Annotated in this window: 9 protein-coding genes and 2 pseudogenes; 3 read left to right on the top strand and 8 right to left on the bottom strand. The window is 71.3% G+C overall.

All coding sequences use genetic code 11. From position 1 onward, the window contains the following. Nucleotides 1–7: 7 nt before the first annotated feature. Nucleotides 8–214 (top strand): annotated as a pseudogene (locus ACFU53_RS41360) (glycosyltransferase 87 family protein); the annotation flags it as partial. Between the two features lie 275 nt (nucleotides 215–489). Here ACFU53_RS41360 and ACFU53_RS41355 read toward each other — a convergent pair. Together ACFU53_RS41355 and rho are read right to left on the bottom strand one after the other, a co-directional pair. Then, on the bottom strand, nucleotides 490–1,677 hold the full coding sequence (locus ACFU53_RS41355) for a D-alanyl-D-alanine carboxypeptidase family protein (protein WP_384004776.1): 1,188 nt from the start codon (nucleotides 1,675–1,677) through the stop codon (nucleotides 490–492). A gap of 80 nt (nucleotides 1,678–1,757) precedes the next feature. Continuing rightward, a complete protein-coding gene (gene rho / locus ACFU53_RS41350) occupies nucleotides 1,758–2,900 on the bottom strand; it encodes a transcription termination factor Rho (RefSeq protein ID WP_384004774.1) in 1,143 nt (380 codons plus the stop codon). A 374-nt stretch (nucleotides 2,901–3,274) separates the two neighbouring features. On the opposite strand from rho, the gene ACFU53_RS41345 reads away from it, so the two are divergent. Then, complete coding sequence (locus ACFU53_RS41345) at nucleotides 3,275–5,155, top strand: sulfatase-like hydrolase/transferase (RefSeq protein ID WP_384004772.1); 1,881 nt, start codon at nucleotides 3,275–3,277, stop codon at nucleotides 5,153–5,155. 232 nt (nucleotides 5,156–5,387) lie between these two features. On the opposite strand, the gene ACFU53_RS41340 is transcribed toward ACFU53_RS41345, so the two are convergent. Further along, the gene (locus ACFU53_RS41340) at nucleotides 5,388–6,974 is read right to left on the bottom strand and encodes an alpha-amylase family glycosyl hydrolase (protein WP_384004770.1); all 1,587 of its coding nucleotides are present in this window, start codon (nucleotides 6,972–6,974) and stop codon (nucleotides 5,388–5,390) included. Between the two features lie 64 nt (nucleotides 6,975–7,038). Here ACFU53_RS41340 and ACFU53_RS41335 point away from each other — a divergent pair, with 64 nt between their 5' ends. Continuing rightward, nucleotides 7,039–7,839, top strand: coding sequence for a class I SAM-dependent methyltransferase (locus tag ACFU53_RS41335; RefSeq protein ID WP_384004768.1), 801 nt, complete (start codon nucleotides 7,039–7,041; stop codon nucleotides 7,837–7,839). 221 nt (nucleotides 7,840–8,060) lie between these two features. Here ACFU53_RS41335 and abc-f read toward each other — a convergent pair whose 3' ends face one another. From abc-f to ACFU53_RS41310, 5 genes and pseudogenes are all read right to left on the bottom strand, one after another. Continuing rightward, complete coding sequence (gene abc-f, locus ACFU53_RS41330) at nucleotides 8,061–9,749, bottom strand: ribosomal protection-like ABC-F family protein (protein ID WP_384004766.1); 1,689 nt, start codon at nucleotides 9,747–9,749, stop codon at nucleotides 8,061–8,063. A 116-nt stretch (nucleotides 9,750–9,865) separates the two neighbouring features. Then, nucleotides 9,866–10,505, bottom strand: a pseudogene (locus tag ACFU53_RS41325) (IS5 family transposase); the annotation flags it as partial. Between the two features lie 39 nt (nucleotides 10,506–10,544). Further along, the gene (locus ACFU53_RS41320) at nucleotides 10,545–11,705 is read right to left on the bottom strand and encodes a serine hydrolase domain-containing protein (RefSeq protein WP_384004764.1); all 1,161 of its coding nucleotides are present in this window, start codon (nucleotides 11,703–11,705) and stop codon (nucleotides 10,545–10,547) included. Nucleotides 11,706–11,823: 118 nt separating this feature from the next. Further along, nucleotides 11,824–12,165: a nuclear transport factor 2 family protein gene (locus ACFU53_RS41315; RefSeq protein WP_384004762.1), complete on the bottom strand. Its 342-nt coding sequence runs from the start codon at nucleotides 12,163–12,165 to the stop codon at nucleotides 11,824–11,826. A gap of 77 nt (nucleotides 12,166–12,242) precedes the next feature. Further along, nucleotides 12,243–13,211, bottom strand: a complete 969-nt coding sequence (locus ACFU53_RS41310; RefSeq protein ID WP_384004760.1) for an acetylxylan esterase — start codon at nucleotides 13,209–13,211, stop codon at nucleotides 12,243–12,245. Between the last annotated feature and the right edge of the window lie 154 nt (nucleotides 13,212–13,365).

Raw genomic sequence — 13,365 nt, 5'->3', positions numbered from 1 at the left:
GGCCTGGATCGCCCCGGCCGCCTCGCGCTTCTACTGGACCGAGGCCCTGTGGGACACCAGCCGTATCGGCCGCCTCGACTACGTCTCCAACCAGTCGCTGCAGGGCGTCCTGGCCCGGCTCGTGGCACCGCACGAACCGAGCCGCGCCGTATGGGCGTTCCTCGTGCTGGCCGTGCTGTGCGTGTGGGGGTGGCGGGTCCGTACGGCGGTGCGCACCGAGGACTGGACGGCCGCGTTCGCCCTCACCGGGCTGACCGCGTGTCTGGTCAGCCCGATCACCTGGGTGCACCATCTGGTCTGGCTGCTGCCGTCCTTCGCGGTCCTGCTCAGACACCGCCGGCTGCTGCCGCTCGCGGCGGCGCTGTACGTGGTGCTGTGCAGCAGTGTCGTCTGGCTGTGGTTCGACGACGCGTCCGGCATCGGCGGCTTCGTCGGCAGCAACACCTATGTGTGGATCACGCTCGGCCTGCTGTTGTGGCTGCCGGTCGGTCAGCCGCCGGCGAGCCGACCGCCTCTGAGCCACAGGGTCAGTGCCACGGCCGTCACACCGAATACGGCCGCGCCCGTGATCGCGCCCGCCACCGGCCAGCCGGGAGCGGTGACTTCCTCCTTCTCCTCGCGGACGGGCAGTGACCCGGGGCCGGCCTGAGGGGCCGCCGCGGGGCGCGACGGCAGGAGCGAGCCCACGGCGTCGACGCGTCCGGCGGCGCGGAAGCCCCAGTCGAGAAGGGAGCGCGCCTCCTCGTAGACGGCGAAGCGGCTGCCCGACCGGGGCCGCATCACCGTCACGACGAGGGTGCGCCCGCCCCGCTTCGCGGCGGCGATCAGAGTGTTGCCCGCGTTGCCGGTGTAGCCGTTCTTGATGCCGATCAGCCCCGGATAGCGCTCGACACCGGCGCCGGTGAGCAGCCGGTTGGTGTTCTGGATGCCGTACGACCAGCCGCCCGCCGGGAACGTCGCGGTGGTCGTGGAGCAGTACTCGGCGAACTCCGCGTTGCGCAGCCCTGCCCGGCCGAACACCGCCAGGTCGTACGCGGACGACACCTGGCCGGGCGCGTCGTAGCCGTCGGGCGAGACGACACGGGTGTCCCGGGCGCCCAGGGCAAGGGCCTTGTCCTGCATCTGTTCGGCGGTGGCCCGCCAGCCGCCGTTGAGGGCGGCCAGGACGCGTACGGCGTCGTTGCCCGAGCTGAGGAAGACACCCCGCCACAGGTCGGCCACCCGGTAGGTGCGGTTCTCCTCGACGCCGACCAGGCTGCTCCCGGCGCCGATGCCCGCCAACTCCTCGCTCTCGACGGTGTGTCTCAGGCCCGCCGGGAGCCCCGGCAGCACGGTGAGCGCGAACAGGGTCTTCAGCGTGCTCGCCGGCGGCAGCTTGCGGTGCGCGTCGTGCGCGGCGAGCACCGCGCCGCTGTCGGCGTCGGCCACCAGCCACGACACCGCGGAGATGTCCTGGGGCACCCGGGGCGCCCCGGCCCATGGCCGCATCTGCGTCTCCGGCCGGTACAACGACGGCGGCTCCTGCGCGGCCTTGGCGTCCTGCGGGTCCGTCTCGACCTGGAGGCCGGCGCTCTGCGGGTTCACCGCGATGGCCAGGGCGCAGAGGGCGCAGGCGGCGGAGCAGCGGACGGCGATGCGCGACAGACGGGTGGCGCGGGATGAGGATCCGATGGTCATACCGCAAACGTAGGAAGGTGCGTGCCGTAGTCCGGGATGCCAGGGCCGAGTGAGCGGATCGAGCACCCGGATGCCTCATGTCATGCCGCCGGCAGCGTGGGCTGCACCTGCCGCAGGAAGGTCGCGTTGTCCGGTGTGGCGCGCATCCGCTCGAGGAGCGTCTCGAGGTTCGCCTGTCCCTCGCGCGACCGCAGCGCCCGCCGCAGTCCTCGTACGGCCGTCAACTCGCCCGGCGTCAGAAGGAGTTCCTCGCGGCGGGTGCCGGACGGGGTGATGTCGACGGCGGGGAAGACACGGCGGTCGGCGAGGGCGCGATCGAGGCGGAGCTCCATGTTGCCGGTGCCCTTGAGCTCCTCGAAGAAGAAGTCGTCGGCGCGGGAACCGGTCTCCACCAGGGCGGTGGCCAGGATGGTGAGGGAGCCGGCCTCCTCGGTCAGCCGGGCGGCGCCGAAGAGCCGCTTGGGGCCGTGCAGCGCGGCGGCGTCGACCCCGCCGCTGAGGGTGCGGCCACCGGCGGCGGCCGCGTTGTTGTGGGCCCGGCACAGTCGGGTCAGCGAGTCCAGGAGGATCACGACCTCCTCGCCCTGTTCTACGAGCCGCTTGGCGCGCTCCACGACGAGTTCGGCGAGCGCGATGTGCTGCTTGGGAGATTGGTCGAACGTCGAGGCGTACACCTCGCCGCGCACGGAGCGCCGCATGTCGGTCACCTCCTCGGGCCGCTCGTCGAGCAGCACCACCATCAGGCGGGCCTCGGGGTGGTTGGCGGCGACCGCGGCGGCCACCTGCTGGAGCAGTACCGTCTTGCCGGTCTTGGGCGGGGCCACGATCAGCCCGCGCTGCCCCTTGCCGACGGGGGCCACGAGGTCGACCAGACGGCCCGTCAGACCGCTCGCGGGGTGTTCGAGCCGCAGCCGCTCGCGCGGGTGCAGCGGGGTGAGGTCGTGGAAGTGGGGGCGGCCGCGCAGTTCTTGGGGCGTACGGCCGTTGATCCGCTCGATCTCGGTGAGGGCGCGCCGGCCGTCGCGTACACCCTCGACGGTGTCGCCCTTGCGCAGGCCGTACCGGCGGATCAGCGCGGCGGAGACCTGCGGGTCGGAAGGGGTGGGCAGGCCGCGCTCGACGCGCAGGTGTCCCTGCCCGCCCTGCGAGATCTCCAGGACGCCGGTGACCCGGGCCGGAGGCAGCCGATCGGTGGAAGTGCGTTCGAGTGTGGTGCTGGTCATGGAGGGAGGTCCTTTCGAGGACGTCATGGAAAACGCATGAGGGAGGGGGAAGGGGAGGGCACACACCGGGTACGGCGGAGCCGTGCACGGCCGCACAGAAGAAGCAGGCCGTATGTCGCGGGTGGTGCGGGGAAGCCGACGGCCGGTCGGGAATCGACGGGCGGTTCGGCGGGAGGGATCTGACGATCCGAGAGAGTGGCACCGGCGCCCAAGAGTGGGCGAAACACACGTGCCAAGGCGAGTGTACCACCACCGGTGGCCGGCCGTTGGGGAGTTCCTTACCGATGGCTTACCCGTGGTCGTTGAACTGATCTCGCGGACCTCTCGTACAGATGGGGGCACCGCCAGCGGTCTTCGCACGGAAGGAACGTCGCGTGTCGCTCTTCACGCGCTCCAGCCCATCACCCGACACGGACGACACGAACGACACGAACGAGACGAACGAGACGGGCAAGCCGTCGACGGTGGACCCGTCGGCGTCGGACAGTCCGGCCGAGAACGCTCCGGCAGAGACCGGCGAGAAGGCCTTGGGGAAGACCGGCGAGGCCGCCGGTGCCGGGCGTGTCGCCCGATGGCGGGGGTACCCGAGGGCGTTCCGGGAGAAGTACCCCATCGCCACGCGGACCGTGTCGTGGGGCATCACCGCGCTGGCCGCCGCCCTGGTGTTCTTCGCGCTGCTCATGCCGGGCCAGGCCGAGTACTTCGTGGCGCGGCAGTTCCTGCGGATACCGGTGGAGCCGATCCTCGCCACCGCCCTGCTGATGGTGCTGCCACGCAGGCCGAGGCTGGTCGCGGCGGTCGTCATCGGGGTGGGCCTGGCCGCGCTGGTGCTCGTCAAGGCGCTGGACATCGGCTTCAACCAATTCCTCGGCCGCGGCTTCAACGTGGTCCTCGACTGGGGCCTGCTGGACGACGCCGAGTCGTACGTCCAGGACACGCTCGGCGGCACGGGGGCGCGGGCCGCCGTGATCGGCATCGTGGTCCTCGTGCTGCTGCTGTTCGTCGTCATGTCACTGGCGGTGGTACGGCTCGTGAACCTCCTGGCCCGCGACCGGGACCGGGCGACCAAGGGCACGATCATCGCCGGCACCGTGTGGATCACCTGCGCGGCGCTCGGCCTGACGCCCCTCGCGGACACCGCGGTCGCCTCCAGGAACACCATCGGTTTCGTGCAGGACCGCTGGGGCCGAATCCAGGAGACCCTCCGGGACGAGGCCGCGTTCGCCAAGGAGGCCAAGAAGGACAAGTTCGCCGATGTGCCCGGCGACCAGCTGCTGACCGGGCTGCGCGGCAAGGACGTCATGTTCACCTTCATCGAGAGCTACGGCCGCGCCGCCTTGGAGGACCCGGCCATCGCACCCGGCGTGAACGCGGCCCTCGACGAGGAGGGCGAGGCGCTGACCGAGGCCGGGTTCGCGGCGAAGAGCGGCTGGCTGACCTCGGCGACCTACGGCGGCAGCAGCTGGCTCGGCCACTCCACGTTCCTGACCGGCCTGTGGATCGACAACCAGAGCCGCTACCGCACGGTCACCGCCGGCGAACGCCTCACCCTGCCCGGCGCCTTCGACAAGACGGGCGCCTGGCGGACGGTCGGGGTCGTGCCCGGCGTCCAGTACAACTGGCCGGAGGGCGACTTCTACGGCTTCGACAAGGTCTACGACTCCCGCGATGTCGGCTACCAGGGGCCGAAGTTCAGCTGGTCGACCATGCCCGACCAGTACGCCCTCACCGCGTTCGAGCGTCTGGAGGCCGCCAAGAAGGGCGACAAGCCGCTGATGTCGGAGATCATCCTGACCTCCAGTCACCAGCCGTGGGCGCCGCTGCCGGACATGGTCGACTGGGACGAGGTCGGCGACGGCTCGATCTACAAGGGCGTCGAGAAGGCGGGCAAGGACCCGGCGGACGTGTTCACCGACCCCGTCAAGGTGAAGGAGGAGTACGGCAAGTCCGTCCAGTACTCGCTGCACAGCCTCCTGCAGTACGTGGAGAAGTACGGCGACGAGAACACCGTGCTGGTCTTCCTCGGCGACCACCAGCCCATGGCGAGCGTGAGCGGCAACGGCGCCGGCCACGACGTACCCGTCACCGTCGTCGCCCGCGACCCGAAGGTCCTCGACAGGATCGACGACTGGGGCTGGTCCGACGGGCTGCGGCCCGGCGACGACGCTCCGGTCTGGCGCATGGACTCCTTCCGCGACCGTTTCCTCACCGCGTACGGCGAGGAGCCGAACGTGGCCGGCTCGCCCGCGCCGTAGAGGTCCGCGCCGCATGAGGGGATGCCCGGAGCAGGGCTCCGGGCATCCGGCCCCGACGCTAGGGCGTGTTTCGGAAGTCCCTTCGTCGCCCGAAGGGCGGCTCTGCGGCGTCCGGTGCGTGCTCTCGGCGTGCCGGACGAAAGGCCTCGTATGGGCGTACTTGGTCTTTCGTCCGGTGCGGCGAGAGTGCGTGCTGGGCGTCGCAGAGCAGAAGGGACTTCCGAAACACGCCCTAGCCGCCCAGCTCGAAGATCCCGTATCCGAAGCCCCGCGCGGTGATCGTGTCGTCCACGGTTTCCACGCCCTGCCCCTCCAAAGTGCTCCGAACGGCGGGCGTGTACGGGTAACTGGCCTCGTTCTGCTGCGGGTTGACCACCACCAGGTACCTCCCGCCCCGGACGTACACGAACGGATACCCCTCGTGCAGCACCTCCATCGAGCCGCCGGATCCCAGTTCGGGTGTGCGCCTGCGCAGGGAGATCAGGCGGTGTACCAGGTGGAGGAGTGAGGTGTCGTCGGCGCGCTGGGCGGCGACGGTCGGGCGGTCCGGGGAGGGGTCGACCGGGAGGTAGAGGTGGTCGGCGGGGGCGGTGGAGAAGCCCGCGTTCGGGGTGTCGTCCCACTGCATGGGAGTGCGGGAGCCCGCCCGGTTGTAGCGGGGGCCGAGGACGCTGCCCTCCGTGTCGGGGAGGCCCGGGACGTAGCGCATGCCGATCTCGTCGCCGTAGTAGATCGCCGGGAGTGTCGGCCAGGTCAGCTGGAAGACGAAGGCGGCGGGGAGCTGGTCGGCCGTGCGGGGGCCGCAGTTGAGGCGGGAGAAGTCGTGGTTGGCGGTGGGGAGGGAGATGGCGCCCGTGCCGTCGACGGCTGTGGACGCCTGCTGCCAGGCCTCGACGAAGGGGCGCGGCGAGCCATGGCCGCTCGTGTCGAAGAAGCAGTCGAGGGGGTCCCAGTTCTCGTGGACCGTGCCCTCGCCGTTGTTCCACAGCGAGCGCAGGGCGAGGCCGTCGGTGGGGCCGCCGAAGTGGAGGAAGAAGTCGGCGTGGAAGCCGGCCGGGATCGACACCTCCGGCTCGCCCCACTCGGAGAGCAGCACGGCGCCCGGGTGGGTGGCGTCCAGCCAGTGCCGTAGCTCCGTCCAGACGCGGGCGGTCTCGGCCTTGCCCGGGTCGTCCTTGACGAGCGACGCGGCCATGTCGACGCGGAAGCCGGAGAGGCCGAGGCCCAGCCAGTGGTTCATGATCGTGCGGAGGGCGTGACGGTTGGCGCGCGGGCCGTCGGCGTCGACGGGCAGCCGCCAGGGCTCGGCCGGATTCTCGCGCGCGTAGCCGAAGTTGAGGGCGGGCTGGGAGTCGAAGAAGTTCGGGAGATACGCGCCCGGGCGGGTGCCGGGGGAGGCCACGAAGCCTTCGGGCCGGCCCTCCGTCGTCCAGATGTAGCGGTGGTCGTCCGGGTCGTTCGCGGAGGCCTGGAACCACGGGTGGTCGATGGACGTGTGGCCGGCGACCAGGTCCAGCAGGATCCGGATGCCCCGGCGGCCCGCCTCGTCGACGAGTTTGGCGAGGTCGTCGTCGGAGCCGTAGCGCGGGGCGACGTTCAGATGGTCGGCGACGTCGTACCCGGCGTCGCGGAACGGCGAGACGAAGCAGGGGTTGAGCCAGACGGTGTCGACGCCCAGCCAGGACAGATGGTCGAGGTGCTCGGTGATTCCGGCGAAGTCCCCGATGCCGTCTCCGTCGGAGTCGGCGAAGGACTGCGGATAGATCTGGTAGAAGACGGCGTCGGCCAGCCAGGTCGGGGCAGGACGGAACGAAGTCATGTCCTGGACCATAGGCGAGGGTCCACGTCGGCCGCTGCCCCGAGCCAGGGCCTAAGCTGACGTGATGTTCACCCCGCAAGGCCCCAGCCTCCGCGAACTCGCCGTTCAGGCGCTCTCGTCCGTCGAACACGGCTACGACCTGCTCGCGCCGAAGTTCGACCAGACCCCGTTCCGTACACCGGACTCCGTCCTGGAAGCGGTCGAGGCGGCCCTGTCGTCGATGGGCCCGTTCGCGCACGGGCTGGACCTCTGCTGCGGCACCGGGGCCGGGATGGAGGTGTTGCGCGAGGTGTGCCTGGAGAGCGTCACCGGCGTCGACATCAGCGCCGGGATGCTGGCGGTGGGGAGGGAGCAGGTGGGCTCCGGCACCACCCGCTCCGCAGGCCCAGGGGTTGCTTCCGTCGGCTCCGGCGGCCCGGGTCCGGCCACCCCCGGTGCCGGCGGCCCCCGCGTCTCCTGGGTGCGCGGTGACGCCCTGGCTCTCCCCTTCGCCCCGGTCTTCGACCTGGCCGTCAGCTTCGGTGCGTTCGGGCACTTCCTGCCGGAGGAGTTGCCGGGCCTGTTCTCCGAGGTGCGCTCCGTGCTGCGCCCGGGCGGACGCTTCGCGTTCCCGCTGCCGGCGCCCGCCCCGCCGAACTCCCCCTGGTGCTGGGCGGCCCTGGGCTTCGACGCGGCGATGCGGGTGCGCAACGCGGTCTGGCGGCCGCCGTTCGTCATGTACTACCGGCCGTTCCGGCTCGGCGTCGTACGGCGTGAACTGGAACGCACCGGGTTCGACGTGGAGCTGTTCGCGCTGCCCGAGTTCGGGCAGCGGCCCGACGGCAGCCCCCGGTGCCGGCTGGTCGTGGCCACCCGTAAGGGGTGACCGTGCCGGGTGGCCGCCATGCCCCGCAGACGCGCCCGGGCCCGGCGGCACGGGTCAACGGGTGGCTTTCGCCGCCGACTTGATCAGCGGCACGACCGCCAGGCACTGGTCGGCGCGGGCGAGTTGATGCTCGTCGACCTCACCGCCCCGTACGCCTTCGCCTGGCACGCACCGGCGCCGCCCAGTGCGTGCAGATCCCGTACGACGTGCTCGGCGGGTCGTCAGTTCTGGCGCGTCTCCTCGGCGGCCATGGGTAGTTCCAGGCGGGGCCCGTGGAAGCGTTCGCGCAGGAGCCGGTCGTGCGTCACCACGACCAGGGTGCCGGTGTAGCGGGCCAGGGCTGCCTCGATCTCCTCCACCAAGGCGGGGGCCAGGTGGTTCGTCGGCTCGTCGAGCAGGAGCAGATCGAGTGGGCCGGCCGTCACGAGCCGGGCCAGTTCGAGCTTGCGGCGCTGCCCGACGGACAGGTTCCGTACGGGAACAGCGAGGTCGGCGGTGTGGAACAGGCCGAGCGCAAGGAGTGCGTCGGCGTGCTCGTCGGGCTGCCCCGCCCTGTCGGCTGCGAATGCCGCGAGCAGCGTTCGGGTATCGAAGGCGTCGTCGGGCGCGCTTTGCTGACGGAGGAATCCAACCCGGCGCGGTCGGCGCACGATACCGGCGTCAGGCGTCAGTTCCCCTGCCAGCAGCTGGAGCAGGGTGCTTTTGCCGACACCGTTGGGGCCGGTGACGAGGAGTCGGTCACCAGGGGCGAGTTTCAGGGACGGAACGTACAACCGCCCTTTGACCAGGACGCCTTCCAGGTGCGCCGCCGTCGATGTTTCCTCGGCGGTCGGCGTGCCTTCGACGCGGCCTGTGAACCGCAGTGGCTGTGGCGGTGGCGGCACAGGGTGCTCCGTGAGCCGTTGCAACCGCTCGCGTGCGTTCCGGATGCGGCTCTGTGCGCCGTGTGCCCGCGAGCGCGCTCGAAAAGCGCCGGCGCCGCTGAACGCCCACGGTCCCTTGCGGGGGATCTCGGCCAACAGCCCGATACCGGAGTCGGCGAGGTGTTCCTGTCGGGCGACCTCATTGCGCCATTGCTCGTGATCCCACACCCACCGGGCCCGGGCCGCCGCCTTGGCGGCGAGAAAGCCGGCGTATCCATTGCCGTAGCGCCGTACCGTGCGCTGATCGTGGTCCACTTCCAGGATGGTGTCGGTGACGCGTTCCAGGAACGCCCGATCGTGCGTGGCCACGATGACCGTGCCCCGATGACGGTGCAGATGTCCTTCGAGCCAGGCCACGGCCTCGTCGTCCAGATCGTTGGTCGGCTCGTCGAGCAGCAGCAGTTCGGGGGCCAAGGCCAGGGTCGCGGCGAGCGCGAGCCGGGAGCGCTGCCCTCCGGAGAGGGTGCTCAGTACACGCTTCCGGTCCAGTGGCGCGTGCTCGCCGAGCCGACGCAGGCTCACCTCGACCCGGCGATCCGCCCCGTGCCCGCCCCGCGCATCGAACTCGGCCACCAATGCGGCGTACCGCTCGAACTCGGCAGTGCCGGCCGTGCCCAGTGTGGCCTCGGCGGCACGAATACGGTGCTCCAGGGCGCGCAGTTCGCCCAGTACGTGATCCACGGCATCGCCCACGCGCGCCGAACCGGGCAGATCGAGAGTCTGGCGAAGGTGGCCGATTCCGCCCGGTGCCCTGACGGTCAGGCATCCGTTGTCGACAGGCTCCTGTCCTGCCAGCAGCCGCAGGAGCGTGGACTTCCCAGAGCCGTTGTCCCCGACGATCCCGACTTTTTCGCCCGGCCGGACAGTGAGGGACACGCGGTCCAGCACCATGCGGTCGCCATAGTGCTTGGTCACCCCCGCAAGGGCGATCTGAGAGGTGGTGAGAGGAGAAGCGGTGACGGTGGTGTCGACGGAAGCACAGTGCAAGAGCAGTCCTTTGCTGGGCGAACAGGATCGTGTGGCAAGCAGAAGTGAGCACCAGCTGCCGGCCGACGAAAAAGAAACTAGACGAGACGGTCCGTCTCGTCAAGGCCTTGAAGGTAGCTGGCGTGGTCGGACCGGGCCCGGGGCCGTCGCCGAGCGGACGGGGCACCCGGATCCGGTCCAGGACCTCGATCATCTGCGGGGCGTCGCCCCACTGGCCCGGCGTGAGCCGAAGGGGTTGGGGGGCGGCAGCCGCCTTCGCCGGCGAGATGGACCTTGCAGGTCAGGCCGCCCCGCGACCGTCCGAGTCCCTCGTCGGGGAGGTGGTTTCGCGGCCTCGTCCTTCTTCCGGGACCCGCGGTCCGGCCTTGCGGGCGCCGGACGCGTGCTGGTGGGTCCGCCAGGACGTCAGGTCGACACCGACCTCGACCATGCCGTAGTCGATCCGGCCGGACAGATCGGCGTCGGCCCGGACCGCCTGCAGGACCCGGCCCCCCGTTCCGTCCGCCGACCAGCGGCGATGCCGTTCATCGTTCATGGACGGTCTTCCACGAGCCGTGGCGTTCCGGCGGACCACGCCACGGGATCCCGTCCCGACCCGGAACCGGATCCCGCCGAGCACCGTGCGGTGGCCGCATCACCGGCCTCCCCGACCGCCCGACGGCGGCAGACGCGGCTCCAGAAGCGGCACTCGCGATTCGTCGGATCGCCCCGACCCGTGACCGAACAACGAGCAACCGGTGGGAAAGCCCACCTGATCCGCCAGGGCCTAGCCGTTCACCGGCCGCTCCCGGTGTGTCACAGCGCGCTGTACAGCGCCTCGACGAGCGCCATCTTGCGCGGGTCGTCGGCGATGTGCGGGCCCATGCGGTTCATGACGTAGCCGAGGGAGACGTCGGCCTCCGGGTCGGCGAGGCCGCTGGAGCCGCCGTAGCCGTCGTGGCCGAAGGCCCTCGGGTTGGGCCCGTACGAGCCGTGCGGGCCGCTCAGCCACAACCCGAGCCCGATCTCCGTGTCCCGGCCGAACCCGGCGCCGAGCACCAGGTCACGGCAGGGGCCCTGGCCCTCGCGGACCCGCTCGGCCGCCTCCGGCGACAGCACCCGTCGCCCGCCCCAGGTGCCGCGCAGCGCGAGGATCCCGTACAGCGCGGCGACCGCCCGTGCGGTGCCGTGGCCGTTGGCGGCCGGGACCTCGGCGGCCCGCCACGCGGGGGTGTTGGCCTCGGCGGCGCCGACCAGCGGGTTGGCGAGGGCGGCCAGCGCGGTGGGCGTCAACTGGGCGAAGATCGCGGCCTGTTCACTGGTTGTCGCGGCCGGCGGATGGACCAGCTCGGCCGCCCTCGACGTCTCCTCGTCGGGCAGCCCGATCGTGAAGTCGATGCCGAGCGGCCGGGTGACCTCCCGCGCCAGGAACGCGCCCGGCAGCAGCCCGGACACCCGCCGGATCACCTCACCGACGAGGAAACCGAACGTCATCGCGTGGTACCCGGACTGCGTGCCCGGCTCCCACCAGGGCTCCTGCGCCGCGAGCCGCTTGACCGTCAGCTCCCAGTCGCAGAGCTGCTCGAACGAGAGCGGCTCACGCGGCCCGGCGAGCCCCGACCGGTGCGACAGCAGATGCCGGACGAGTACGCCCTCCTTGCCGGCCGCCGCGAACTCCGGCCAGTACGCGGCAACCGGGGCGTCCAGGTCGAGCAGGCCCCGGTCGGCGAGGATGTGGGCGCACAGCGCGGTCGGACCCTTGGTCGTCGACCACACGTTGACCACGGTGTCCCGTTCCCAGGGACGGGTCCGCGCCGCGTCGGCCCAGCCGCCCCACAGGTCCACCACGGTCTCTCCGTGCAGCGTCACCGTGACCGCCGCCCCCAGCTCGTCACGCTCGCCGAAGTTCTCCTCGAACGCGCTCCGCACGGCCTCGAACCGCGCCTCGCAGTGACCCCGCACCTGGGACTGAGACATGAACCCTCCCTCGACCACCGCGTTCGCCGGGGCGGGGGCCGCCCGGGCTCCCTGAACATACCGACTGGTCGGACAGGAGGGAACCCGTGCGGCGGAACCGCTGCCACCGGCGCCGGGGCTAGAGGAGGAACATCGGACGGGCGGGCTCCGTGTGGTCCGGGACCGTGTGCCAGTAGTCCCGGGTCTCCACGGCCAGGCCGGACGCGTCGAACCGTACGAAGACACAGCCCGCGAGGGTCTGCGGCTCCTCGTTGACCTCGGACAGCACCCGGAACTCGGCGACGGCCAGACCGTTCCGGCCGATCACCGGCTCCGAGAAGCGCACGTCGTCGACCCGCTCGTCGGCGAACGACCAGCGCAGATAGTCGCCGAGCTCGTCGCGGCCCCGGTGCGGCTCCCGGAAACATCGAGCGGTGCACGCAGTGCTTCGTGTACAGCTCCAGGATCGCGTCGACGTCATGGGCGGCCCACGCCCACTGCCACACCCTCACGAAACGTTGCGCGGCCTCGGCCGTGTTCATCCCCTGTCCGGTCCCTTCAGAGCTGCGAGGCCAGCCAGCGCAGTTTGACCGCCTCCTGGAAGGGGCCGCCGCCCTCGTGGTCGTTGAAGTCGTAGACCTCGATACGCTTGTTGGCCTCGGCCCAGGCGTTGAAGGCCGCGAAGACCGTGGACGGCGGGCAGGTCTGGTCCTCCAGGGCCGCCGAGAACAGGGCGGCGGCCCGGCCGCGCGCGGCGAAGTGCACGGCGTCGAAGTAGGCGAGGGTGCGCCCGACCTGCTCGGTGCGGCCGCGGTGGGTCTTGAGGTACTTGCCGATCTCGCGGTACGGATCGCGGTCCGTGAGGGTCGTGGAGCGCGGGAAGTCGCACAGGAACGGTACGTCCGGCGCGACCGCCACCAGGTCGGGGACGAGGCCGCCGACCGCGAGGGAGATGCCGCCGCCCTGACTGGAGCCGACGACGGCCGTGCGCGCGGCGTCGGTCAGCGGGTGCGAGCGGGCGGCCTCCACCGCGCGTACGGCGTCGGTGTAGACCCGGCGGTAGTAGTAGTTCTCGGGGGCGTCGATGCCCCGGGTCATGAAGCCGGGGAAGGCGGGGGCGCCGGCCACCGGGTCGGGGGTGTCGCCGCCTCCGCCCCAGGCGCTGCCCTGGCCCCGGGTGTCCATGACGAAGTGGGCGTAGCCCGCCGAGGCCCACAGAAGGTGGGTGTGGGGCAGGCCGCGGCCGCCGCCGTAGCCGATGAACTCCACGACGGTGGGCAGCGGTTCGGTGACACCGGCTGGGAGGACCAGCCAGCCCTTGACCGGATGCCCGCCGAACCCGGAGTAGGTGACGTCGTACACCTCGACCGTCTTCAGGTGGGTCTCGACCGGCTCGAAACGGGCGTCGAGGTCGTGCTCGCGGGCCTCTTGGAGCGTCTTCGCCCAGAAGGCGTCGAAGTCCTCGGGCTCCGTCGAAGCGCTTCGATAACCACGGAGCTCGTCCAACGGCAGGTCGAACAGGGCCATGAAGGACCACCTTTTGAGTTCTGAGGTGCGGATGATCACACCGTACGTCGGGCGTGGGGGGGGCCCCCACGGGGGTTTTGGGGGCCCCGCCCCCCCCCCCCCCCCGGGGGGTATAAAAAAAAAAACCGCCCCCCACACAAAAGGGAAAGGGGAG

Origin of the sequence: Streptomyces sp. NPDC057474, from assembly GCF_042802555.1 — a bacterium.
Taxonomy (GTDB): domain Bacteria; phylum Actinomycetota; class Actinomycetes; order Streptomycetales; family Streptomycetaceae; genus Streptomyces.
Note: the sequence above shows the minus strand (reverse complement) of the source record. Positions and strands in the feature narration are given on the sequence as shown.